The organism is Mesoterricola sp. JemC181 (genome assembly GCF_055384585.1).
This window is the reverse complement of the sequence record NZ_AP045076.1, coordinates 2521749-2545852: the sequence shown is the minus strand read 5'-3', so window position 1 is coordinate 2545852 and position 24104 is coordinate 2521749. Positions and strand designations below refer to the sequence as shown.

General features: G+C 69.7%; 24 protein-coding genes and 1 tRNA gene. 18 read left to right on the top strand and 7 right to left on the bottom strand.

Annotated features, from left to right (window positions below):
* The first annotated feature begins 19 nt into the window (after positions 1-19).
* The 16 genes from ACZ5MC_RS11190 to ACZ5MC_RS11115 all read left to right on the top strand — a co-directional run bounded on the left by ACZ5MC_RS11190 (position 20) and on the right by ACZ5MC_RS11115 (position 17738).
* Positions 20-1615, top strand: coding sequence for an amidohydrolase (locus ACZ5MC_RS11190; RefSeq protein WP_306600503.1), 1596 nt, complete (start codon positions 20-22; stop codon positions 1613-1615).
* Positions 1612-2274 carry a ribulose-phosphate 3-epimerase gene (gene rpe, locus ACZ5MC_RS11185; RefSeq protein ID WP_306600502.1) on the top strand — a complete coding sequence of 221 codons (663 nt, stop codon included), beginning with the start codon at positions 1612-1614 and terminating at the stop codon, positions 2272-2274. The genes ACZ5MC_RS11190 and rpe overlap by 4 nt, the downstream gene beginning before the upstream one ends.
* A gap of 171 nt (positions 2275-2445) precedes the next feature.
* Complete coding sequence (locus ACZ5MC_RS11180; RefSeq protein WP_306600501.1) at positions 2446-3120, top strand: PAS domain S-box protein; 675 nt, start codon at positions 2446-2448, stop codon at positions 3118-3120.
* A gap of 79 nt (positions 3121-3199) precedes the next feature.
* Complete coding sequence (locus ACZ5MC_RS11175) at positions 3200-4153, top strand: energy-coupling factor ABC transporter permease (protein ID WP_464517752.1); 954 nt, start codon at positions 3200-3202, stop codon at positions 4151-4153.
* Complete coding sequence (gene cbiQ / locus ACZ5MC_RS11170; RefSeq protein WP_306600499.1) at positions 4150-4956, top strand: cobalt ECF transporter T component CbiQ; 807 nt, start codon at positions 4150-4152, stop codon at positions 4954-4956. Before ACZ5MC_RS11175 ends, cbiQ begins: the two co-directional genes overlap by 4 nt.
* Complete coding sequence (locus ACZ5MC_RS11165; RefSeq protein WP_306600498.1) at positions 4953-5705, top strand: energy-coupling factor ABC transporter ATP-binding protein; 753 nt, start codon at positions 4953-4955, stop codon at positions 5703-5705. The genes cbiQ and ACZ5MC_RS11165 overlap by 4 nt, the downstream gene beginning before the upstream one ends.
* Positions 5706-5776: 71 nt before the next feature.
* Entirely contained in the window at positions 5777-6841 is a 1065-nt protein-coding gene (locus ACZ5MC_RS11160) for an MFS transporter (RefSeq protein WP_464517751.1), read from the top strand.
* A gap of 2 nt (positions 6842-6843) precedes the next feature.
* Positions 6844-9069 (top strand): molybdopterin oxidoreductase family protein, encoded by a 2226-nt coding sequence (locus tag ACZ5MC_RS11155; RefSeq protein ID WP_464517750.1) that lies wholly within the window; start codon positions 6844-6846, stop codon positions 9067-9069.
* Positions 9069-9650 (top strand): 4Fe-4S dicluster domain-containing protein, encoded by a 582-nt coding sequence (locus tag ACZ5MC_RS11150; protein WP_306600495.1) that lies wholly within the window; start codon positions 9069-9071, stop codon positions 9648-9650. Before ACZ5MC_RS11155 ends, ACZ5MC_RS11150 begins: the two co-directional genes overlap by 1 nt.
* Positions 9650-10162: a QcrA and Rieske domain-containing protein gene (locus tag ACZ5MC_RS11145; protein WP_306600494.1), complete on the top strand. Its 513-nt coding sequence runs from the start codon at positions 9650-9652 to the stop codon at positions 10160-10162. The genes ACZ5MC_RS11150 and ACZ5MC_RS11145 overlap by 1 nt, the downstream gene beginning before the upstream one ends.
* Positions 10159-10365 (top strand): DUF6755 family protein, encoded by a 207-nt coding sequence (locus tag ACZ5MC_RS11140; RefSeq protein ID WP_306600493.1) that lies wholly within the window; start codon positions 10159-10161, stop codon positions 10363-10365. The genes ACZ5MC_RS11145 and ACZ5MC_RS11140 overlap by 4 nt, the downstream gene beginning before the upstream one ends.
* A gap of 55 nt (positions 10366-10420) precedes the next feature.
* Positions 10421-11947: an MFS transporter gene (locus ACZ5MC_RS11135; protein WP_464517749.1), complete on the top strand. Its 1527-nt coding sequence runs from the start codon at positions 10421-10423 to the stop codon at positions 11945-11947.
* Positions 11948-11983: 36 nt separating this feature from the next.
* The gene (coaE, locus tag ACZ5MC_RS11130; protein ID WP_306600491.1) at positions 11984-14089 is read left to right on the top strand and encodes a dephospho-CoA kinase; all 2106 of its coding nucleotides are present in this window, start codon (positions 11984-11986) and stop codon (positions 14087-14089) included.
* Between the two features lie 8 nt (positions 14090-14097).
* Positions 14098-14619: a macro domain-containing protein gene (locus tag ACZ5MC_RS11125; protein WP_464517748.1), complete on the top strand. Its 522-nt coding sequence runs from the start codon at positions 14098-14100 to the stop codon at positions 14617-14619.
* A complete protein-coding gene (locus ACZ5MC_RS11120) occupies positions 14619-16001 on the top strand; it encodes a TldD/PmbA family protein (protein WP_464517747.1) in 1383 nt (460 codons plus the stop codon). Before ACZ5MC_RS11125 ends, ACZ5MC_RS11120 begins: the two co-directional genes overlap by 1 nt.
* A 33-nt stretch (positions 16002-16034) precedes the next feature.
* On the top strand, positions 16035-17738 hold the full coding sequence (locus ACZ5MC_RS11115) for a phospho-sugar mutase (RefSeq protein ID WP_464517746.1): 1704 nt from the start codon (positions 16035-16037) through the stop codon (positions 17736-17738).
* 6 nt (positions 17739-17744) lie between these two features.
* Here the strand turns inward: ACZ5MC_RS11115 and ACZ5MC_RS11110 are convergent, their stop codons facing one another.
* The 5 genes from ACZ5MC_RS11110 to ACZ5MC_RS11090 form a co-directional block, all read right to left on the bottom strand.
* A complete protein-coding gene (locus tag ACZ5MC_RS11110; RefSeq protein ID WP_464517745.1) occupies positions 17745-18326 on the bottom strand; it encodes a hypothetical protein in 582 nt (193 codons plus the stop codon).
* 91 nt (positions 18327-18417) lie between these two features.
* Positions 18418-18939 (bottom strand): hypothetical protein, encoded by a 522-nt coding sequence (locus tag ACZ5MC_RS11105; protein WP_306600486.1) that lies wholly within the window; start codon positions 18937-18939, stop codon positions 18418-18420.
* An 11-nt stretch (positions 18940-18950) separates the two neighbouring features.
* The gene (locus ACZ5MC_RS11100; protein ID WP_464517744.1) at positions 18951-20069 is read right to left on the bottom strand and encodes a hypothetical protein; all 1119 of its coding nucleotides are present in this window, start codon (positions 20067-20069) and stop codon (positions 18951-18953) included.
* Between the two features lie 420 nt (positions 20070-20489).
* The gene (locus tag ACZ5MC_RS11095) at positions 20490-21059 is read right to left on the bottom strand and encodes a DivIVA domain-containing protein (RefSeq protein WP_306600483.1); all 570 of its coding nucleotides are present in this window, start codon (positions 21057-21059) and stop codon (positions 20490-20492) included.
* An 8-nt stretch (positions 21060-21067) separates the two neighbouring features.
* Positions 21068-21322 (bottom strand): YggT family protein, encoded by a 255-nt coding sequence (locus ACZ5MC_RS11090; RefSeq protein WP_306600482.1) that lies wholly within the window; start codon positions 21320-21322, stop codon positions 21068-21070.
* Positions 21323-21411: 89 nt separating this feature from the next.
* On the opposite strand from ACZ5MC_RS11090, the gene bshA reads away from it, so the two are divergent.
* On the top strand, positions 21412-22557 hold the full coding sequence (bshA, locus tag ACZ5MC_RS11085; RefSeq protein ID WP_464517743.1) for an N-acetyl-alpha-D-glucosaminyl L-malate synthase BshA: 1146 nt from the start codon (positions 21412-21414) through the stop codon (positions 22555-22557).
* Between the two features lie 12 nt (positions 22558-22569).
* Positions 22570-22646: transfer RNA gene (locus ACZ5MC_RS11080), tRNA-Met, on the top strand.
* Between the two features lie 66 nt (positions 22647-22712).
* Here ACZ5MC_RS11080 and ACZ5MC_RS11075 read toward each other — a convergent pair.
* Together ACZ5MC_RS11075 and ACZ5MC_RS11070 are read right to left on the bottom strand one after the other, a co-directional pair.
* Entirely contained in the window at positions 22713-23162 is a 450-nt protein-coding gene (locus ACZ5MC_RS11075) for a putative zinc-binding protein (RefSeq protein WP_306600422.1), read from the bottom strand.
* A gap of 57 nt (positions 23163-23219) precedes the next feature.
* A complete protein-coding gene (locus ACZ5MC_RS11070) occupies positions 23220-23759 on the bottom strand; it encodes an RNA polymerase sigma factor (RefSeq protein WP_306600420.1) in 540 nt (179 codons plus the stop codon).
* Positions 23760-24104 lie beyond the last annotated feature (345 nt).

Genomic DNA, 24104 nt, shown 5'->3' with positions numbered 1-24104 from the left:
TGGGTGGAAAGGTGAAGCCATGCCCATCCACGCCCTCCCCCCTCCTCCCGCCATCCAGGTCCTGCTGGGGGCGGAGGTGTGGTCCGGCGACGGGGCGTCCCGCCCCGGTCAGGCCGTGGCCCTTCGCGGAGGCCGGATCCTGGCCGCCGGTCCCAGCGCCGAGGTGCTCCAGAAATACCCCGCGGCCCGCAGGATCGAGCTGCCCGGAGGCACCCTCCTGCCGGGCTTCATCGAAGGCCACGCCCACGTGCTGGGGCTGGGTCTCATGGATCAGCAGGCGGACCTCGCCTCCGTGCCGAGCCTGGCGGCCGCGCTGGAGCGGGTGCGCGCCTGGGCCGCCCAGCGCAAGGGCTGGGTCGAGGGCCGGGGCTGGGACCAGAACCTTTGGCCCACCAGGACCTTCCCCACCGCGAAGGACCTGGACGCCGTCACGGGCGACCGGCCCGCGGCCCTGGAGCGGGTGGACGGCCACGCCCTCTGGGTCAATTCCGCGGCGCTGAAGGCCGCCGGCATCACCCGCGCCACGCCGGATCCCCAGGGCGGCAGCATCCTCCGGGACGCCGCGGGCGAACCCACCGGCATCCTCGTGGACGGCGCCGCGGACCTGATCGCCAAGGTCCGCCCCGCCCCCTCCCCCGCGGCCGTGGAGGCCGCGCTGGCCGTGGGCCTGGACCGCCTGCGCAGGCTGGGCTTCACCTCCGTCGCGGACATGGGCGTGGACCGCGCGACCCTGGAGGCCTACCGCCGCCTGGCCAAGGCCGGCAAGCTCCCCATCCGCGTCTTCGCGTACCTCTCCCACGACATGAAGCTCATGCTCCAGGAACTGCGCCGGGCGCGGAGCCCCAAGACCGCCTTCCTGCAGGTGCAGGGCGTCAAGTTCTACCTCGACGGGGCCCTGGGCAGCCGCGGCGCCCGGCTCCTGGAGCCCTACGCCGACGCGCCCACCACGGGCATCTGGACCACCGATCCCGTGAGGGTGGCCGCGGACGTGAAGGCCACCGTGCGCGCCGGTTACCAGCCCGCCATCCACGCCATCGGCGACGCCGCCAACCGCAAGGCCCTGGACATTTTCGCGAAGCTTCCCCGCCGGCCGGCCCTGCCCCCGCGCATCGAGCACGCCCAGATCGTCACCGCCGAGGACGCGGCCCGCTTCGGTCCCCTGGGCGTGGTGGCGAGCATCCAGCCCGTCCACTGCACCGACGACCACGCCTGGACCCCCGCACGCCTGGGTCCCGCCCGGGTGGACGAGGCCTTCCCCTGGCGCACCTTCCTGCAAGGCGGCGCGCTCCTGGCCCTGGGCAGCGACGCGCCCGTGGCCGACGCCAATCCTTTCGTGGGCATCGTTTCCGCGGAAACCCGGCAGGACGCGGCCCTGGATCCGCCCGGAGGCTTCCTCCCCGCCCAGCGCCTCACCCGGGCGGAGGCGGTGCGGGGCTACACCAGCGGCAACGCCCGCGCCCTGGGGCACGCCGACCTGGGCGTCATCCAGGCGGGGGCCACCGCGGACCTGATCTGGGTGCAGGCGCCGCTGATGACCCTCACGCCCGCCGAGGTGCGCAAGCTGAAACCCGGCCGCCTCTGGGTGAACGGAACCGAGCTGACGGAGAAGCCATGAAGCGACCCCTCCCCCTCCTCGCCCCTTCCATCCTGTCGGCGGATTTCGCCCGGCTGGCGGAGAGCCTCCAGGTGCTCGGCGACCGGTGCGTCGTGCACGTGGACGTCATGGACGGCCGCTTCGTGCCGAACATCACGCTGGGCATGCCCGTGGTGGCCGCGCTGCGCAGGGAGACGAGGCTGCCCCTGGACTGCCACCTGATGATCGTGGAACCCGCGAAGTACGCCCTGGAGTTCGTGAAGGCCGGCGCGGACTGGGTCTCCATCCACCAGGAGGCGGACCCCCACGCCCATCGCACCCTCACCGCCATCCGCGAGGCCGGCGCCAAGGCCGGCATCGTCCTCAACCCCGGCACGCCCGTGGAGACGCTCACGGACCTGGTGGGGGTCTTCGATTTCGTGCTCCTCATGAGCGTGAATCCCGGATTCGGGGGGCAGTCGTTCATCCCCCGGGTGCTGGACAAGGTGCGGCGCCTCGATGCGCTCAGGAAGGAACGCGACGCGTCCTTCTTCATCCAGGTGGACGGGGGCGTGGGCCCCGGCAACGCCGGCGCCCTGGTGGCCGCGGGCGCGGATGTCCTGGTGGCCGGCAACGCCGTTTTCAAGGCTGCCGACCCCCGGGCGGCTATCTCCAGCCTCCTGAGTGCTATGGATATCTAATTTGATAAATCTCTTAAAAATATTGAAATAATCCAAGATCGGACAGATAAAGACCTATGCTTTGGTGTGGTCAGGCGCGGCGAGGGTAGGCATCCATGCCTTATGGGTGAAGCGACTCTTGATACTATTTGCCGATGGCTAGTACCCAGGAAGGCCCAGTAGGCTGAACGCATGTTCGATACGGGTGCACACCTAAGGAAAGTCAGGAAAAAATACAACCTGACGCTGGATCAGCTTGCAGGCAGGAGCGGAATCGACCGGGGCACCATCAGCCGGATCGAACTGGGCCATGTGTCCCCACGCATCGACACCATCGACTGCCTCTGCAGGGCCATGAACACCACCCTGCCGGAATTCTTCGGCCACGGGGACCTGTGGACGGGCGCCCCGGACGCCGCACCCCAGGCGGGACCCGTCCGGGACTTCCGGGCGGGCGCCGAGACCTCCAACCCGGAGGCCGACCTCTACTGGCCCGTGCCCAAGGCCATGTGGCAGAGCCTCGTGGATGTGGTGGAGCGCTTCGAGGCGCTCCTCGCCCACAGCAGCGAACTGGTGCTCGTCCTGGACTCCCAGGGCCGGATCATCTACCTTTCCCCCGGCGGGGAGAACCTCCTGGGGCACAAGCGCGCCGAGGTGCTGGGCCTGTCGGTGCTCGACATCATCCACGCCGACGACCGCCTCCGCTTCCAGGCTGCCCTGCTGGGCGAGGGCCCCGGGTCGGCGACCTCCCGGAACTTCCGGCTGCGGCACAGAAACGGCGAATGGCTCGCCTTCGAGTGCACCCTCACGGACCACCTCAAGAGCCCCTCCATCCGGGCGAAGATCGTGAACGCGGCCCTGGCCTGACCACCCAACACGGCCGCCCGCGGTTGAGGCAGAATGAAGGACTCCGGTTCGCGTCGCCGCCGGCCTGGTTGGAGTCCCGATGCACATGTCCGATGCCCTCGTCTCCCCGTTCGTGGGCGCGGCGTTCTGGGCGGTATCGGGTACGGCCCTCTATCGCAGCGGCCAGGGGACGTCCCGGGGGACGGCCGTCTCGGTCCCCCTCACCGGGGTGCTGGGCGCCTTCACCTTCGCCATCCAGATGGTCAACTTCTCCATCCCGGGCACCGGCTCCAGCGGGCACCTGGGCGGGGGACTCCTGCTGGCCATCCTCCTGGGGCCCCAGGCCGCCTTCCTGACGCTCGCCTCGGTGCTCCTGGTCCAGGCGCTCTTCTTCGCGGACGGCGGCCTCCTGGCGCTGGGGTGCAACCTGTTCAACATGGGTTTCATCCCGGCCTTCATCGCCTACCCCCTGCTCTACCGTCCGCTCGCGGGTCGGGCCCGTGGGGCCGCCACCTTCCTGGCGGCCCTGGCGGCCCTGGGGCTGGGCGCCGGGGCGGTGGCGCTGGAGACGCGCCTCTCCGGCATCTCGTCCCTTCCCTTCCGTACCTTCCTGGCGGCCTTGGTGCCCATCCACCTGGTCATCGGCCTGGTGGAGGGCGCCGCCACGGCGGCGGTGGTGCGGTTCCTCCGCCACGCGCGGCCGGAACTGGTGGAAGGCGAGCCTGGGGGAGGCTGGAAGGCCGCGGCCCTGGTGGGCCTCCTGGCCCTGTTCACGGGCGGTTGCCTCTCCTGGGCCGCCTCGCGCTACCCCGACGGCCTGGAGCGGGCCGTGGCCCGGGTGGCCGGGGGCGAGCCCCGCGCCGCGCAGGATCCTCTGCACCGGGCCTCCGCCCGGGCCCGGGAAGCGGCCCCCATGCCCGACTACGCCCTCAAGGGACGGGGGGAGCCCTCCCGGGCCCAGACGTCCCTGGCGGGGCTCCTGGGCGGCGCGGCGACCCTCGCGCTGGTGGCGCTGGCCGCCCTGGGCCTCAAGGCCCTGCGGAAGCCCGCGTGACCGGCCTCGCGTCCCTCCTCCACTTCGGCACCCTCGACGACCTCGCCCAGGGCGACAGTGCCGTGCACCGCCTGGACCCCCGGGCCAAGCTCTTGGCCACGGGCCTGTTCATCGTCACGGTGGCCTCCTTCGGGCGGTACGAGGTGGCGGCCCTGGTGCCCTTCGCCCTCTTTCCCGCCGCGCTCATGGCCCTGGGCGGCATCCCGGCCGGCTTCATCGGGAGGCGGATGCTGGCGGCCCTGCCCTTCGTGCTGCTCCTGGGGGCCCTCAACCCCGTGCTGGACCGCGCGCCCCTGATCACCCTGGGTCCCGTGGCGGTGTCGGGGGGCTGGGTGTCCTTCGCCTCGATCCTCCTGCGCTTCGCCCTCACCGTGGGCGCGGCGCTGGTGCTGGTGGCCACCACCAGCATGGACGGCGTATGCCTGGGCCTGGAGCGCCTGGGGGCGCCGCGGGCCTTCGCGCAGCAGGTGGCCTTCCTCCACCGCTACGCCTTCGTCCTGGGCTCGGAGACATTGCGCATCCACCGCGCCAGGACCCTGCGGGCCTTCGGGAGGAAGCTCGCCCCGGGCGAGTTCGCCACCCTGGCCGGGCACCTCCTGCTGCGGGCCTGGGACCGGGCCCGGCGCATCCACATGGCCATGCTCAGCCGGGGCTTCACCGGCCACTTCCCGGAACCCCGGCCCCTGGCCTGGAAGGCGCGCGACCTCCTGTTCACCGTCCTGTGCGCCGCGTCCTTCGCCGCGCTGAGGTTCTGGAACCTGCCGCGGATCCTCGGCGACCTGCTCACCGGAGGCGCGGCATGACGCGGCCCATCATCGAGGCGGCGGACCTCCGCTACCGCTACCCCGACGGCACCGAGGCCCTGCGCGGCGTCACGTTCCGGGTCCTGCCGGGCGAGTCGGTGGCCCTGGTGGGCGCCAACGGCGCGGGCAAGTCCACCCTGCTCCAGCACCTCATCGGCACGGTGTTCCCCTCGAGCGGCGCGCTCGAGGTGGGAGGCCACCCCGTCGATCCGGCCCATCTCCCGGAGCTGCGCCGGCGCGTGGGCATGGTCTTCCACGATCCCGACGACCAGCTCTTCATGCCCACCGTGGCCCAGGACGTGGCCTTCGGCCCCCAGAACCTGGGCCTGGCGCCCGCCGAGGTGGAGGCGCGGGTGCGTGCGGCCCTGGAGACCGTGGACGCCCTGGCGCTTGCGAAGAAGCCCCCCTACCGTCTGTCGTCGGGCGAGAAGCGCCGCGTGGCCATCGCCACCGCCCTGGCCATGGAGCCCGAGATCCTCGTCATGGACGAGCCCACCTCGGGCCTGGACCCCCGCAGCCGGCGCCACCTGGCCGAGCTCCTGAAGGTCTTCGGCCACACCATGGTCATCGCCACCCACGACCTGGACCTGGTCATGGACCTCTGCCCGCGCACCCTGGTGATCCACGAGGGGACCCTCATGGCCGACGGGCCCACCCGGGAGATCTTCCGGGACGAGCGGCTCCTGGCCACCTGCCGGCTGGAGAAGCCCCTTTCCATGCAGGGCTGCCCGATTTGCGGAGCGTCTTGATCTGCGTCAAGGTCCGGCCCTAGGAACCACCTCATGCTTGGGCGACCGGATCCCCGGAACCCGAGGTGGAGATGCTCGCCCTGTTGGAGTTGGAACTTCGGCCCCTGGCGCGGGCGACCCTGGCCACCGTGGCCCTGGCCGGCCTGGTCGCCCTGGGCAACGGCGGAGGCCGCTGGCTGGATCCGGCCCTCCTGGGCTACCTCATCGCCTCGCTCTTCGCGTGCTTCGGCGTGGCCTACCGGTACTTCACCTGGCTGGAGCGGCCCGCCACGGGCATGTACTGGCGCTGGACCCTGCGCACCCTCCTGACGCCCCGCGTGCTGCTGCGCCTGCCCTTGATCCTGCTGGACCAGCTGTTCCTGCAGCGTTTCATCGGCAAGCGCTCCATCAGGCGCTGGGGCGCCCACGCCCTGCTGGCCTGGGGATGCCTCCTGGCCTTCTCCGTCACCTTCCCCCTGGTCTTCGGGTGGGTGCGCTTCACCAGCGACGGGCCCAATGCGGACCGCTACCAGGCCTGGGTCCTGGGCCTGCCGGCGGGGAGCTTCCCCCTGGGGGGGTTCGCCGCCTTCGCCGCCTTCCACATCCTGGACCTGGCCGCCGTCATGGTCATCGCCGGCTGCGTCCTGGCCTTCGTGCGCCGCAGCCGGGACGAGGGCGACACGGCCACCCAGCGCTTCGACCTGGACATCCTGCCCCTGCTCCTGCTCATCGCCGTCTCCGTCACCGGGCTCCTGCTCACCGCCTCCGAGACCTGGCTCCAGGGCCGCAACTTCGGGACCCTGGCGTACCTGCATGAGATGACCGTCATCCTCATGCTCCTGAGCCTGCCCTTCGGCAAGCTCTTCCACATCGTCCAGCGCCCCGCCCAGGCCGGCGTGAAGCTCTACAAGGCCGAAGGGGACGCCCTCGGCCTCCTGCCCTGCAGGGCCTGCGCCACGCCCTTCATCCGCCCCAACCAGCACCGGGACCTGCGCGTGCTCTGGAAGGAGCTGGGCCTGGAAGCCGGCGCGCACCACCTCGACCTGTGCCCCCGCTGCAGGCGGCGCCTGGTGATGAAGGCCCAGAGCCTGCGCCTGGGCGGCGCCTTCGATCCCTTCGCGGACACGCCGGTGCCCGTGGAACCCCTGGAGAGCTGACCATGGCCCATCTGCCCACCGACGCCAGCCGCCTCCGGGCCGAATTCGGCCCCCACCTCAACACGGCCCCTCCCGGCGGCTGGGACGCGGACCTCCGCCCCGAGAGGATCGTGGAGACCCACTGCTGCTTCTGCGGCCAGCAGTGCGGCATCAAGCTCAAGGTCGCCGGCAACAAGGTGGTGGGCTTCGACCCCTGGGAGGAGTTCCCCTTCAACAAGGGCAAGCTCTGCCCCAAGGGCGTCAAGCGCTACCTGCAGGGGGCCCACCCCGACCGGCTCCTGCACGCCATGAAGCGCACGGATTCGGGCTTCGTGCCCATGGGCTGGGACGAGGCCATGGAGCGCACCGTGGCGGAGATCACGCGCATCCAGGAGACGTACGGCAAGGACGCCTTCGCCATGCTCAGCGGCGTGAGCCTCACCAACGAGAAGAGCTACCTCGCCGGCAAGTTCGCGCGCCTGGGCCTGGGCACCCGGAACCTCGACTACAACGGCCGCCTGTGCATGGTGAGCGCCGGCGCCGGCAACAAGAAGGCCTTCGGCGTGGACCGGGCGGCCAACTCCTGGGAGGACATCCCCCTGGCCGACGTGATCTGGGTCTCCGGGGCCAACGTGGCCGAGTGCGCGCCCATCACCACCGACTACATCTGGCGGGCCCGGGACCGCGGGGCCAGGCTCATCGTGGTGGACCCCCGCATCACGCCCCTGGCCCGCACCGCCGACCTGGCCCTGCCCCTCAGGCCCGGCACCGACTCGGCGCTGACCAACGGCATCCTCCACCTCCTGGACAAATGGAACCTCGTGGACCGCGACTTCGTGCGGGACCACACCAGCGGCTTCGAGGCGGCCCTGGAGGCGGCGAGGGACTGCACCCCCGAGTGGACCAGCGCCGTCACCGGCCTGCCCGCGGCCGCCATCGAGAAGGCCGCGCGCATGTGGGGCGAGGCCGCCACCAGCTTCCTCCTCCACGCCCGCGGCATCGAGCACCAGTCCAAGGGCGTGGAGAACGTCAACTCCTGCATCAACATCGTCCTGGCCACGGGGCGCATCGGCCGGCCCGGGTGCGGCTACGCCACGATCACGGGCCAGGGCAACGGCCAGGGCGGCCGCGAGCACGGCCACAAGTGCGACCAGCTCCCCGGCAATAGGGACATCGAGAACCCCGGGCACCGCGCCCACATCTGCGGCGTGTGGGGCTGCACGGACGAGGAGCTCCCCCGCAAGGGCCTCAGCGCCCAGGAGATCATGAACGAGATCCACGAGGGCGGCATCAAGGGCCTCCTCTGCCTGTGCTTCAACCCCGTGGTCAGCCTGCCGGACTCCACCTTCACCCGGGAGGCCCTGGAGAAGCTGGAGTTCTTCGTGTCCCTGGACTTCTTCCTGTCCGAGACCGCCCAGCACGCCGACATCGTCTTCCCGTCGGCCCTCCACGAGGAGGACGACGGCACCTCCACCAGCGCCGAGGGCCGCGTCATCCGCATCCGCAAGGCCGTGGAGCCCCCCGGGGACGCCCGCACGGACTGGGAGATCATGGTGGAACTGGCCCGCCGCCTGGGGAAGGGGAAGTTCTTCGACCACTTCACGTCCCCCGAGGCGATCTTCCAGGAGCTGCGCAGGGCCTCCTCGGGCGGCACCGCGGACTACGGCGGCATCACCTACGAAAAGATCGAGAAGCAGATGGGCGTCTTCTGGCCCTGCCCCACCGAGGACCACCCCGGCACCCCGCGCCTGTTCGAAGGGGGGAGGTTCTTCCACCCCGACGGCCGCGCGAAGTTCATCCCCACGCCCTGGCGGCCCCCCATGGAGGTGGTGGACGCGGAGTACCCCGTGTGGCTCACCACGGGCCGGGTGATCTTCCACTACCTCTCGGGCACCCAGACCCGGCGCATCGGGTTCCTGGTGGAACAGTGCCCCCACCCCTACGTGGAGATCCACCCCCGCCTTGCAAGGAATCTCGGCATCGCCGAAGGCGACGCGGTCTCGGTCGCCACCCGCCGGGGCGAACTGGTGCTGCCCGCCAAGCTCGTCACCACCATCCGTCCGGACACCGTCTTCATCCCCTACCACTGGCCCGGGAACCTGGGCGCCAACCGCCTCACGGCCCGGAACCTGGACCCCGTGAGCCGGATCCCCGAATTCAAGGTGAGCGCCTGCCGCCTCGCGCGCACCACGCCGGACCGCTTCCCGCCCGAGCTCCTGGAGCTCATGGCCGCCGGAAAGGGGGCGTGATGGTCAGCGAGGAGTTCGGCTTCTTCATCGACCCCCAGCGCTGCATCGGCTGCCGGTCCTGCGTGGCGGCCTGCGCGGAGTGCGGCACCCACCGCGGCGTCTCCATGATCCACCTGGACGAGCTGGACCGCCTGGCCTCCACCCAGACCGGGCCCACCGTGTGCATGCACTGCGAGGACCCCATCTGCGCCATGAGCTGCCCCGCCGACGCCATCAAGCGCACCGAGGACGGCGTGGTGCACGCCAGCCAGAAGCCCCGGTGCGTCGCGTGCCAGAACTGCGAGCTGAGCTGCCCCTTCGGCGTGCCCATCGTGCTGCCCGGCCTGGAGCAGATGCTCAAGTGCGACCTGTGCTACGACCGGAGCTCCGTCGGCCTGAAACCCATGTGCGCCACCGTGTGTCCCAGCCAGGCCCTGCTCTTCGTGCCGAAGCACGAGGTGGCCGCCCTGCGCGGCTCGAAGCCCCTGCGGGAGTTCCGGATCGGCGCCCTGACGATCCGCACCCGCAACGCGATCATGGTGCCCGACCCGGAGATCCCCCTGAACCTGGATGCCTCGATCCTCATCGAAGGAGACCTCTGATGGCCGGCTGGAAATCGCTTTTCCCCGTGGATCTGGCCGAGGAGGGACGGCTCTCCCGGCGGGAGTTCGCGCGGTTCCTGGCCCTGGTGAGCGCCGGCTTCACCGGCGGCATCGGCTACCTGGGCCTCCGGAAGAAGCCTTTGGACGGCGCCCCCGCCGCCCCCGCCGACGCCCCCCGGGAGCTCCGCCTCTGCCGCGCCGACGACGTGGCCCCCGGCAACAGCTACCTGTTCACCTACCGCGACCCCCAGGACCGCTGCATCCTCGTGCGCACCCCCGGGGACCAGTGGCGCGCCTACCGCCAGACCTGCACCCACCTGGGCTGCGCCGTGCGCTGGGACGGCAAGGGCCTGGAGTGCCCCTGCCACAACGGCCGCTTCGAGGTTGTACAGGGCTTCCCCACCGCGGGCCCTCCGACCCGACCTCTGTCCCGCCTGCACGTGGAACTGCGCGACGGCGACATCTGGGTCGTGGGGGACCTGCCCAAGCCCGGAGAAGGGAGCCCCGCATGAACCGCTCCGTCTTCACGGGCGCCGCGCTGGCCGTGGTGCTGCTGATCGTGCTGATCCAGACCTATCTTTTCGAGACCGTCCTGGGCGCCGTCCTGGACGGCCAGCGGGGGATGCTGGCCGGGGCCTTCATCGTGTCCCTCCTGTTGACCGCCGTGGCGCTCGTGTTGGCCTTCAAGGCGAAAGACCTGGACAACAGGAATTGATCTTTTCCCGGCCTCCTCGGCGAGGGGAAAAAAGGAATTCATTCAAGGAGTCTTCATGCCCAAGATCACCTCGTGGAACCCCGAGGACCCCGCCGCCTGGGAGTCCGGGCAGAAGGCCGTCGCCTGGCGGAACCTCGCGGTCTCCATCCCGGCCCTCCTCGTGGCCTTCTCCGTGTGGATGTTCTGGTCCATCCTCGCGGTGCGCATGCGGGACGCGGGGTTCCCGTTCCCGCCCGCGCAGCTCTTCACGCTCATCAGCATCGCGGGGCTGGCGGGGGCCACGCTGCGCATTCCCAGCGCGTTCCTGGTGCCGCTGGCGGGGGGCCGGAACACCGTCGCCATCACCACGGCCCTCCTGATCGTTCCGGCCCTGGGAGCCGGGCTGGCGCTGCGGGACACCCACACGCCCTTCTCGACCTTCGCCGTCCTGGCCACCCTCTCGGGCATCGGCGGGGGGAACTTCGCCTCCAGCATGGCCAACATCCCGGGATTCTTCCCCAAGCGCCTGGCGGGAACGGCCCTGGGGCTCAACGGCGGGCTGGGGAACCTGGGGGTCAGCGTCATGCAGATGGCGATCCCCGCGGTCATCGGCGTGGGGCTCTTCGGGTCCCTGGGCGGCAAGGCGCCCCTCTACCTGGCCAACGGCGCCCTGGTGTGGGTGCCCGTGCTGGCCCTGCTCTCCGTGCTGGCGTGGGTGTTCATGGACAACCTGCCGGGACAGGACGCCGAGCCCCTCGGGCCCGCGGTCCTCAAGATCCTGGGCCTCCACGCGCTGGGGCTGGCGGTCTCGGCCGCGGGCGTGGCGCTGCTGCTATCGTTCAGGCTGGGCCTGGCGGCCCAGGTGGGCGTGCTGCTGGGGACCATCCTGGCCTCCCTGGGGCTGCTCAAGCTCATCCCCGGGCGCGTCAGCGAACGGCTCGCCTCCCAGTTCCTGATGTTCCGCAAGCCCGACACCTGGGGGCTCACGGTCCTCTACCTGGGCACGTTCGGCAGCTTCATCGGGTTCAGCGGCGCCCTGCCCCTGCTCATCAACGTGGTCTTCGGGCGCCTTCCGGGCGGCATGGTGAACACCCACGCGCCCCGCGCCATGGCCTACGCCTGGCTGGGCCCCCTGGTGGGCAGCCTCTTCCGGCCCGTGGGGGGCTGGCTCGCCGACAAATGGAAGGGCAGCCACGTGGCCCAGCTCTCCTTCGCGCTCATGGGCGTCGGCGCCCTGGGCGTGGCGCACTTCGTCGTGCGGGCCCAGGGGGCGCCGGCGCCCGAGGCCTTCTTCCCCCCCTTCCTGGGGCTGTTCCTCCTCCTCTTCGTGGCCACGGGACTGGGCAACGGGGCCGTCTTCCAGATGGCGCCCCAGGTCACGGCCCCGGGCATGGCGGCCCCCACGGTGGGGTGGATCTCGGCGGTGGCGGCCTACGGCAGCTTCCTGGTTCCTGCCATTTTCAAGATCCAGGTGGACGCGGGCACGCCCCAGCGCGCCCTGCACCTGTTCACCGCCTTCTACGCGGGCTGCATCATTCTCAACGCCTGGAGATACGCAAGGCGGCAGGAAATGGGCATAATGGCAGGCACCCCCAGGGCGTAGTCCGTCCGGGGAGCCCGAACTGCCCGGAGCAAGCCCATGACAACCCTGAACAAGCGCCTGGTGGAGGCCCCCTACCCCGTCGTGGGCCTCACGGGGGGCATCGCCGCCGGCAAGACCTACGCCTCCAAGCGCCTGAAGGTCCTGGGCTGGGAGATCATCAACGCCGACCAGGTGGCCCGCGAGGTGGTGGAACCGGGCACCCCGGGCCTGGCCGCCCTGGTGCAGGCGTTCGGCTCCGGCATCCTCGGCGAAGCCGGCACCCTGGACCGGGAGCGGATGGCCACCCTGGTGTTCTCCGACCCCGCCAACCGGGAGCGCCTGGAGGCCATCCTCCACCCGCTCATCGAGACGCGTCTCGCCGACAAGCTCCGCGCGCTGCCCACCACGATCAAGGGCGTGGTCCTGGACGCGGCCCTCTGGGTCGAGCGCGGCCAGGCCCACATCTTCGACGCCCTGTGGGTGGTGGACGCCCCCGAGGAGATCCGCCTCAAGCGCCTCATGGAGCGCGACGGCCTGGACACCGCGAGGGCCATGGACCGCATCTACGCCCAGAGCGCGGGCGCCGAGAAGCTGCTGCACGCCGACCAGGTCTTCCACAACGACGGCCGCGACCTGGACGAGTCCCTGCACAAGGCCGAGGAGAACCTCCTGGCCCACTGGAAGACCTCCCGGAGCCGGAAGTGGCGCCCGCCCATGACCGCCCCCTTCGACGCCGAGCAGCTCCGCGCCACCCTCGAGACCCTGCTCAGCCGGGGCGGCGACTACGGCGAGGTCTTCGTGGAGCACCGCCGCGCCTGCGGCCTGGGCATGGACGACGGCCGCATGGAGGACGTGGCCGCCGGGGAGACCTTCGGCGTGGGCCTTCGGCTCATGGACGGGGAGACCACCCGGTTCGCCGACCTCATCGCCCCCACCGCCGCGGAGCTCCTGGACGCGGCCCGCACCCTGGCCGCCCCCGGCGCCGGGGTGGCGGCCTCCATCCCCGAGCTCGCGCCCCAGCTCCTTCCCAAGCCCAGCCCCATCGAGCGCGAACCCGCCGCGGTGCCGCTGCCCGAGAAGGTCGACCTGGTGCGCCGGGCCGAGTACCTCGCCCGGCGGCGCGCGGAGACCCTCCGGCCCGGCGCCCTGCGCCAGGTGGCCGTGGGCTACGGCGACAGCACCCAGAGCGTCTGGATCGCCTCCGCCGAGCGCGTGGACGGCGCCTGGACCGCCACCCTCACCGAGGACCGCCGCATCCAGAGCGTGCTGCGCGTGAACGTCACCGCGGGCGCGGGCGAGCTGCTCCAGACCGGGTACCAGGCCCTGGGCCAGACCCGGGGCTTCGAGCTGTTCCATTCCCAGGAGGTGGAGCGCACGGTGCACGAGGCGGTGCGCCTGGCCATCCAGGCCCTGGACGCCCTGCCCGCCCCGGCGGGCACCTTCCCCGTGATCCTCTCCTCCAGCGCCGGCGGCACCATGATCCACGAGGCCTGCGGCCACGGGCTCGAGGCCGACCTGGCCCTGGCCGGGGTTAGCGCGTTCTCCGGCAAGCTGGGGCAGAAGGTGGCCGCCGACTTCGTCACGATCATCGACGACGGCACCCTGCCCCACAAGCGCGGGTCCTCGGCCTGCGACGACGAGGGCCGCGCCGCCCAGCGGGTCGTGCTCATCGAGAACGGCGTGCTCAAGTCCTACCTCCAGTCCCGCAAGACCGCCCGCAGGATGGGCGTGGAGCCCACGGGCAACGGCCGGCGCGAGAGCTACCGCCACATCCCCATCCCCCGCATGCGCAACACCTTCCTGGCTCCGGGCCAGGAGGACCCGGCGGCGATCCTCAAGGACCTGGACCGGGGCCTCCTCGTCAAGCACATGGGCGGGGGCCAGGTGGACACCGTCACCGGCAACTTCGTCTTCCAGGTCACCGAGGGCTACTGGGTGGAGGGGGGCGTCGTCAAGCACCCGGTGCGCAACGCCACCCTCACGGGATGCGGGCCCACGGTGCTCAAGGAGATCACCCGCATCGGACGGGACCTGGACCACTTCGACATCGGCACCTGCGGCAAGGACGGCCAGGGGGTTCCCGTTTCGGACGCCCTGCCCACCATCCTCTGCCCCGCCCTCGTGGTGGGCGGGACGGCGGAACCCCTCCCCAGCGTCATCTAGGAGTCCCCATGGTCTCGCGTCTCAAGCTCCAGCTGGGCGACATCACCGCCATGGGCACCGAGGCGGTGGTGAATTCCACCGACGAGACGCTCGCGGCGGGAGGTCCCGTGCACGTGGCCATCCACCGTGCCGCGGGCCCCGGCCTGGAGGAGGAGTGCCTGGGCGTGGGCGACTGCCCCCCGGGCGAGGCGCGCCTCACGGGGGGCCACAACCTGGCGTCCCCCTTCGTCATCCACACCGTCGCACCCACGTGGCTGGACGGCAGCGGCGCCGAGGCCGGCGTCCTCGCCTCGTGCTACGTGAACACCCTCAGGCTCGCCAAGGTGCGGGGCATCCGCTCCGTGGCCTTTCCCAGCATCGGCTCGGGCATCGAGCCCCAGATCCCCCTGGACGTGGCCGCCCCGGTGGCCGTGAAGACCATCCTGGACTTCCTGGAGGCCAACGAGCTCCCGGAGCAGGTCTTCCTGGTCTGCTTCAACGCCCAGACGTACCAGGCCCACCAGAAAGCCCTCAAAGAGGCCCTACCCTGATGTCCGACCCAGCCCTGTTCCAGACCTTCATCTCCGATTCCCTCGAGGAGCGGCTCCAGGCCGGCATCCGCTCGGCCCTGGCCCTGGGGGCCGAGGGCGCCGAGGCCTTCGTGAGCGTCTCCCGCTCCCGGCGCGCCAAGGTCCAGAACGGCGCCCTGGAGGACCTCACCACCAGCAAGCGCGGCGGCCTGGGGGTGCGCGTGCTACGGCCCGGGGCCAAGGGCCTGCGCACCGGCATCGCCACCACCACCGACCTGGGACGGGACGACTTCACCGAGCTGTTCGCCCAGGCCTGGGAGCTCTCCGCCCTGGGCGACGAGGACCCCTGGATCCGCCAGGCCTCCCCCTCGGGCGTGGACGACCTGCCCCCCCGCCACGACCCCCGCGGCTCGGCGCTGACCCCCGAGGACCGCATCAACCGCGCCCTGGAGCTGGAGGCCCACGCCCGCAAGGCCTCCCCGAAGGTCGTCGCCGTGCGCGACGCCTCCTGGGCCGACGGCGACGGCGCCTCGCTGCTCATCACCCAGCGCGGGGTGCGGGCCTACGACCTGGGCTCGTCCTGCTCCGCCGCCATCGAGCTGGCCGTGGAGGAGCGCGGCGACCGCCAGGCCTCGTGGCACTGGGACATGGGCCGGCACCCCGGCGCCGTGGACCTGGCCGCCATCGGCGCCGAAGCCGCCCGCAAGGGGGAGCGCAAGCTCAACCCGGCGCAGATGGACGCCGGGCGCTTCAACGTCATCTTCCACCCCGAAGTGACCGTGGACATCCTGGGCATCGTCTCGGGGATGCTCTCGGCCGAGGCCGTGCTCAAGGGCCGCAGCCTGTTCGCGGGCAGGCTCGGGGAGACCATCGCCTCCCCCCTGCTCACCCTGGTGGACGACGGCCGGCTGGCCACCGGCCTGGGCTCGGAGCCCTGGGACGGGGAGGGCCTGCCCACCCGGCGCAACGTCCTCATCGACAAGGGCGTCCTGGGCACCTACCTCCACACCCTCAAGACCGCCGCCGAGATGGGCGTGGCCCCCACCGGCACCGCCGGCCGGGGCACGGGCAGCAACCCCGGCGTCTCCACCTTCAACCTGTTCCCGGAAACCGGCGACACCACCCCCCTGGAGCTCTACCGCATGGCCGGGGAGGGCGTGCTCATCACCGAGCTCATGGGCCTGCACACCGTGGACCCGGTTTCGGGCGACCTCAGCGTGGGCGCGTCGGGCATCCGCATCCGGGGAGGGCAGCTGGCCGAGAGCGTGGACCGCATGACCTTCGCGGGCAACCTGCGGGACTTCCTCACCCGCATCGCCGCGGTGGGCAACGATCTCCACTGGTACGGCAGCAGCGGCGGGGTGTCCCTCCTGCTCTCCGACATGAGCCTTGGCGGGGCGTGATAAGGTAGTCGAAGCCTAAATCAAGAGGATTCGATGTCCACAGCAGCAGCCCGCCAATATCTCGCATTTCCCCACCTCGAGCCCGAACTGAGGGCCGAACTGGAACCCCTGGTCCAGGCCGCCGAGAAGGGCGACGCCGCCGCCCTGGTGGAGGTCAACGACCGGTTCTTCGAGCCCCTGGCCTTCGGCACCGGCGGCCTGCGGGGCATCATGGCCGCGGGCCTGCGCCGCATGAACAAGCCCAACGTCCGCCGCACCACCCTGGCGCTGGCCCAGGTGGCCAAGGCGAGGGCCCCCCAGGCGAAGACCGCCCTGGTGGGCTTCGACACCCGCCTGCAGTCCGACGTCTTCGCGCGGGAGGCCGCGCGGGTGCTGGCCGCCGCCGGCTACCAGGTGTTCCTGGGCAACCGCCCCCTGCCGACCCCCTTCCTCTGCTATGCCATGCGCAAGCTGGGCACCGCCTGCGGCATCATCATCACCGCTTCGCACAACCCCAAGGAATACAACGGCTACAAGGCCTATGACGAGAAGGGCGCCCAGGTGGTGAGCCCCTGGGACACCGAGGTCGAAGCCGCCATGGCCTCCTTCCCCCTGGTGCCCGAGCCGCCCCCGGCCGAGGGCGACGCCCGCATCGTGCCCATCCCCGCCGAGCTGGAGGAGGGCTACCTGGCCCTGGGCCTGAGCCTCATGACCCGTCCCGCCGGGTTCAAGCCCGCCAAGGTCCTCTACACCCCCTTCCACGGCACCGGCATCGCCTTCGTGCCCGAGCTCTTCAAGCGCGCCGGCCTCCCCCTGGAGATCTGCGCCTCCCAGGCGGTGCAGGACGGCACCTTCCCCACCGCCCCCCGGCCCAACCCCGAGGAGATCGCCGCCTACAAGGCCCCCCTGGCCGACGCCGCGAAGGCCGGGGCCGACGTGGTCCTCTCCAACGACCCCGACGCCGACCGCATCGGCCTCGTGGCGCCCCATGGCGGCGCCTGGGAGCTCATGAGCGGCAACGACCTGGCCGCCCTCACCCTGGACTACCTCTGCACCCAGAAGGGCCTCAAGGGCGTCATGGTCACCACGGTCGTCACCTCCGACCTGCTGGCCGAGGTGGCCCGCCGCCACGGGCTCGAGGTCATGTGGACCCTCACCGGCTTCAAGAACATCGCGCTCTGCATGGACATCCTCGGGAGGAACGGCGAGACCTACGCCTACAGCGCCGAGGAGTCCTTCGGCATGCAGCTCAGCGACCAGATGCGCGACAAGGACGGCGTCCTGGCCGCCCTGGTGGTGGCCGAGATGGTGGGCCACTACAAGACCCAGGGCCTGGGCCCCTACGAGGCCGTCGACGCCCTCAAGGCCCGCGTGGGCATGTTCCACAACCGCCTGGTGAACCTGGAGGACCCGCGTCCCGGCGGCGCCGTGCGCTTCGCCGAGGCCATGACCCGCATCCGCGAGGCCGGCCTGAAGGCCTTCGGCGGCGAAAAGGTGGTCTCCTGGGAGGATTTCCAGGCCTGCCAGTGGCACGCCGGCGACCAGGTCGAACCCATCCTGGACCGTCCCGACAACCGCGCCAAGGCCCGGCCCATGGACCTCTCCAACGTCCTCAAGTTCCGCCTGGAATCCGGCGCCTTCGCAGCGTTCCGTCCCAGCGGCACGGAGCCGAAGCTGAAGGTCTACCTCCAGAGCCGCACGGATGCCGCCCTGCTGGACCGCATGGAGACCGAGGCGAGGGCGCTGCTGGGGCTCTAGCCCCGTTCAGAGAATCACGCAGGGGGCGCTCTTCGGCACCTTGATCCGGTAGTCCGGATGCTTGTCGTCGGGAGCCACCAGTTCGAGGGGGGCCGGGTTGCCGTCGGCCTTGTTCTCCTGGGTGGTTTCCAGGTGCAGGGATTCACTGGCCACATCGCCGCCAAGGGCCAAGGCCCGGTAGCGTACCGGAAGGTCCACCCCGGCCCCCTCGTCCAGGCCGTGGAGCGACAGGAGTAGATCCACCTGCTGGATGCCCACCGCGCCCGGGGCGCACGGCGATGGGGTAAAGACGGCCTGACCGCCGGGCGTGAGATACAGGATCAGCGTGTTCATGGGCCTTGGCGCCAAATCCTGGTAGGTGCCATGGAAGGTGGGCTCGTGGACCGCCCCCTTGTCCTCGGCGCCCCAGGCCGGGCGGGCCTTGGGAGGGGCCGCGGACGCGTAGGAGGCCACCGTCAGATCGCGCCCCTGGGCCGCGATGGAGGTGATCTTCAACCTCACCCGATGGGTCGTGGCGTTGGTGAGGGTCACCTCGGCCAGCGCGGGCAGGGTGCCAAGAATCAGAAGGGCGAAACGGAACGGCAGCATGGATTCCCCAAGAAAAAGCCGCCGAAAGGCCGGCCAGATCCAAGGTGCCGCCCCTGCCGGATGGGTTCCCGGCCGGCCGCACTCAGGCACCCTAGCCGCCACCGGCCCCCTGCGGTGGCGCGCCCTGCGCAACCAAGCCTTTCTCCAGGAGATCCAGGAGCTTGGCGTATTCCTCCGGCGCAAGGTCGTGCTGGACGCCGGCGAGAGTCGCCAGCCCCGCCGATTCCTTCATCCCATAATGAAAAACTTCAGAAGAACGGCCAGCGAGGAGGAGCCTGAGTCGACTCCGGCCCGGTTCCAGGGGCGTCACCAGGAGGCTGCCGTCCTGGATGATGCTGGCCTTCCGCTGCTCACGGTCCTGCCACTGTTGCCGGAAGGCAACCATCCCGAGGCTCCTATCCGCACATAGGATCAGATGTCCCTGGTCCAGAAGGATCTCCAGGACCTTCGGGAAGACGGCTTCCGCATCGACGGCCACGGTTCGGGTGCGGTGGGCGGCGAGCCGGCTGACTTCCTCCCGGGGGAGGACAGGCGCGGAATGGATTTCAACCACGGGAAGGGACCCGCAGCCTGCCATGGCAAGACAGGGCAGAATGGCGTGCAGCGGCTTCATCGGGCCCCTCCCTATCGCAGGTAGGTGAAGAGGAAGCTGCCGTACAGGGTATCCGTGTAGACAGCGATGTGGGTTGGCCCCCGCCAGTCGTTGCCCGGCTGAGGCACCGAGAGCTCCGCGTGGGAAGAATTCGTCACCATCCGGGAGGTCGTGATTTCATCGGTCCACGTCCAGGACTTGTTTGCCGTGATGCCGAAAAATTTCGTCAACCCGGCGCCCATGGCAGCGGAAACCGAGTAGCTGCTGACGATGGAGTTGCCTTTTGTTTCAATCCCCTCGTTCTGGACCATGAGCGAAGACGTGTGTACCACGCCTGACGCGGGGCTGTAGTCCACCGAGCGAAGGTTCGTCAGGCTGAACCTGTTCGGGTCGGGCACGAACGTGTTGCCCATGAAGTCAGAGCCGATCGCATGGTAGGGATTCTGCTTGGCGATGGCATGGAAGTCCGAATCGGTTCCTGGCCCCGTCAAGGCTCCGCCTCCGGGCCATTCCCGCTTCAACCGGGCCAGCAGGTGTTCGTTCGTGATCGGTTCCTTTCCAAGGAGCTGGGCGACGGTCAGGTGGACAACATTGGCGCCGACGGTGGCGGAAAGGGGATCGCCCGGATGGTTCATGAGCCTCCACGAAGCTTCGTTGGAGGAGGTAAAAGACAGCTCAACGGCGGGGTTCAGCCACACCTCCAGGACGTCCTGGTCGTGGTTGATGCCCTCGGACGTGCCGGTCCATCGGTTCAAGGTCGAGAGGTTGTTGCTCATCGTGATGGACCGGGAGTCTGTCGTGCTCGTGGACCAGCCCGCGCCCAAGGTTGCGAAATTCTTGACGTCCTCCCCGCCGAGACTGGCGGACAGGTTGAAGGCGCCCGAAAAAGTTTGGCTGATGGAAGACGTGGTTCCCACCCCGGACCCTTTACCGTAGCTGACCGTTCCCCCGATTCCGGGAGGCGCATAGATGACGGACAGGACCTTGTATTTGGGAAAGGCCTGGCTCCGGATGACGATCTTTCCCTTGCCGCCGTTCTCGGTGCTCAGGTAGATGGGCGCGCCGTCCAGGGCCTGGACGAGGTTCAGGTTCGTGTATTCCAGGGCGCCGCCGGCCTGGGGGATCATGCCGACGCCGTTGATCGCGATCATCCTCCGGTTGGCGGAACTGGTCCCGGGGAAAACGTGGCGAGTACCCTCGGGGTCCACCCAGGTCCAGTTGGACCAGGTGTGTCCGATCAGGATGGAATCCTTGCCGTCCTGCCTCAGGGCGTGGGTCGGGGTGGACGTCTGGGTCGCCGTCGGCGCCGCCCAGGCCTGGGACCGCAAGGGGGCGGAACCGGCCGCGAGGAGGATCGCTCCGGAACAGGTCAGGGCTTTCGAAAGAGGGGTCATGGTACCTTTCCGCGCTTCGCGACCTCGCACGCCGGGGCCCGCCCCGGGCACCCCGCCCGCGGCCGGCGACCCCCTGCCGCCCGGGTCAGCGTCACCCTCCAATGCCAACCGCGGCGCCAAGGTTCCACGGCCCGCGGGCCGTACCCCCGAAGGCGCCGCCATCCCGATGCGGCGGGTTCAGACCCCGTCGGAACCGAAGCCTGTCTTCCCTGTGCGGGCGGGGTTCTGCCCCGTGAGCTGGTCGATGCGGGCCGCGTCCCGGTCGTCGAGCCTGCGGGTGGCCTCCGCGGGCGGGAAGATCTCCGGGGCCTCCTCCTGGAGGTACCGCCGCGTGCGGGCCAGGAGCGAATCCATGTCCTGCAGGAAGCGCACCCGCTCCAGCTTCAGGCCGCGCAGGGAGGCTTCCAGCTCCTGGCTCTTGGCGCTGGCTTCCCGCAGCAGCTCGTCGGCCTTGAAGTCGGCCTCGCGCAGGATGAGCGCCTTCTCCCGGTTCACGGCGTCCAGGATCTCCTCCTTGGTGCGCTGGGCGTTGAGCAGCGTCTCCCGGAAGATCCGGTCCTGGTCCTGGTACTGCTTCAGGTGCTCGCGCAGGTCCAGGATCTCGGTGCGCAGGCGGGAGTTCTCCATCTGGAGCTCCTCCCATTCCGCGGCCACCTCCAGCAGGAAGGCCCGCACCTCCCCTTCGTCCAGGCCGCGGAACCCCTTCTCGAATTCCCGGCGTTGGATGTCCAAGGGCGTGTATTTCATGGGCGCTCCTAGGAGAGGACGCTCTTCTGCAAGAGGGCCTGAAGGGCGTACAGGATCAGGATGGCCACCATGGGGCTGAAGTCCATGCCCATGGAGGACGGCAGCAGGGTCCGGATGGGGTGCAGCACCGGGTCCACGATGGCGTGAAGCAACCGGACGATCGGGTTCCGGGGGTCCGGCTGGATCCAGGACAGGATGCTCGTGATGAAGATGAGCATGATGAGGAGAAGAATGAGTTTGTCGGCCACGAGCACAAGGAACATAGGGAGGGGGACCTTTCCTTGCCATGATAGTCGCAACCGGCCCCGGCGTCCCCTTGGACAATTGGGGAGAACTGCAGTACAACCGTGAGATGCGAATCGGGATCTCCTGCTACTCAACTTTCGGCGGTTCCGGCGTGGTGGCCACGGAGGTGGGGAAGGCCCTGGCCGCCCGGGGCCATGAGATCCACCTCCTCAGCCCCTCCCTTCCACCCCGGCTGCTGGGCTTCGAGGACAAGATCTTCTTCCACGAGGTGACGGCCAGCCCCTACCCCCTCTTCGAGGCGGCTCCCTACTCCATCGCCCTGGCCTCCAAGATGGCCGACGTGGCCGAGCACCATGACCTGCAGATCATGCACGCCCACTACGCCATCCCCCACGCCTCCGCCGCCCTCCTGGCGCGCATGGCCCTCGAGGGCCGGCTCAAGGTCGTCACCACCCTCCACGGCACCGACATCACGGTGGTGGGCTCGGACCCCAGCTACCTGTCCATGGTGAAGCTGGCAATCCGGGAGAGCGACGCCGTCACCTCGGTGTCGGAGTACCTGCGGGACGAGACCTACCGCACCTTCAAGGTGGACCGTCCCATCGACGTGATCCCCAACTTCGTCACCGCCCCCCAGGACCCCAACCCCGGCTGCCGCAAGTGGCTGGCCCCCGCCGGCACCTCCATCCTCACCCACATCTCCAACTTCCGCCCCGTCAAGCGCGTCATGGACGTCATGAAGACCTTCGAGCGGGTGCTGCGGGAGCAGCCGAGCTTCCTGGTCATGGTGGGCGACGGCCCCGACCGGGCCGAAGCCGAAATCTACGCCCGCGACCACGGCTTCGCCGACCACGTCCGCTTCACCGGCAAGCAGCTGGACATCGACACCGTGCTTGCTTGCTCGGACGTCTTCCTCCTCCCCAGCGCCACCGAGAGCTTCGGCCTGGCCGCCCTGGAGGCCATGGCCCACAGGGTCCCCGTCATCGCCAGCCGCGTGGGCGGCCTCCCCGAGGTGGTCCGCCACGGCGTGGACGGCTTCCTGGAGCCCCTGGGCGACGTGGACGCCATGGCCGAGGACGCCCTCACCCTCCTGCGCGACCCCGTCCTGCGCAGGAAGATGGGCCTCTCCGCCCAGACCCGCGCCCTGGAGACCTTCGAGGAGAAGCCCATCGTGGACCAGTACGAGGAGGTCTACGAGCGGGTGCTCGCGACCCCGAAATCCATCGTGGATTTTGGTGCCCGGACCCGGTAGACTAGCTTCTTCGGCTGGGTAGCTCAGGTGGTTAGAGCGAGGGTCTCATAATCCCTAGGTCCGCGGTTCGAGTCCGCGCCCAGCCACCACATAGAAAAGCCCCGTGAACCTTGAGTTCTCGGGGCTCTCCCTTTTTACCTGCGTGCAAGTAGCCGCTAAAGGTTCAGAGCGACAGCCTGCGCGATGTCAATCGCGCAGGCTTTCCGTTGCGCCTCCGGGAGCTCCCGGATGGAAAAGAGCTTCGGATCGAACCGGGCGCCCTCCAGGTGGAACACTTCCACCTGCAAACCCGGCAGGACGGCGCGCATCATGCGGGAGCCGCAGTCGGTGGGGCAGCCTTCAATGGCCACGACCCGCTCCGCCCGGCGGGCCAGGTTGCGTTGTCCCGTGTCCTTGGTGAAGGCCCCTCCCAGGCAGAGCCGGGCCGTGCGTTCGGGGGCCAGCTCATCGCAGATCTGATTGGCCGCGAGCCGGGCCAATTCTCCCCGCAGACAGGCGCCTTCGCAGGACATGACGACGATGGGCTTGACGGACTCGCGTGTTGCGTAGGCCTCGCAAAGGCTGCAAGAGGCCTTGGCGGGCTCAAGAGTGATGGTTTCGGACATGGTGTCCTCCTTTCACCCTTTGAGACGGGACCGACGGGTGAAAGGATACGGGGTTTTTCAGGGGGCCTTGCGGTCGCACTGGAGTTCCGCCCGCTCGTCCAGCAGGATGCGGCAGCCCTTCTCCATGCGCGTCCGGAGCAGGGCCCGGGCCCGGTGCAGGCGGATCTTGGCGGCGCCGTCCGTGATGCCCAGGAGGGCAGCGATCTCCCCGATGCGGAACTCCTTGAGTTCGCAGAGGCCCAGGATGACCCGGTAGTCCTCGGGAAGGGCATCGATCATATCCCGGACGCAGGTGTTCATCTCTTCCTTCATGGGTGTCACGGCGGCGTCGGCATCGGCACATTCGAAATCAGGGAGTGCCTGGACACAAGGGGCCGGCCGCAGGCGAAGGTAGTCCAGGCCGTGCCGCGCCGCGATCCGGAAAACCCAGGTGGACACTTTGCTATCCCCCCGGAAACCAGGGAGTCCATGATGAACCTTGAGAAAGACCTCCTGAGCCAGATCCTCGGCCTCTTCAGGCCCCACCAGGCGACGAAGGAGGGACACGACCCTGGGTCGAAGGTCGGCGTGGATCGTTTCGAAATCTTGGATATTCATACATGGGTTATTATGCCAACGTTTCACGGCAAAGTTGGTTTTGGCCCAACAAGGCGCCCATGAGTTAGCCCTTCTCGACGATCTTGGCCTGGACCGTGGTCATGAACGTTGGGCAAGAGCTATGGGCGGCCTCCAGGGCATCGTAAGAGCGCGTGCCAAGTGGCATTTAATAATTTATCATATTTCCATACAGCACAATCATCTGCAGGCAGGCCATGACTCACATTCGTTCTCGACCCCGCCTCCTCATCCTTGGACTTCTTCCCCCCTTGTTCCTGGTTCTAGCCCTGGCCGGGGCATGCAAGGGGCCAAATCCACACCCAAGGCCCCCACAGGCCGTTCCGA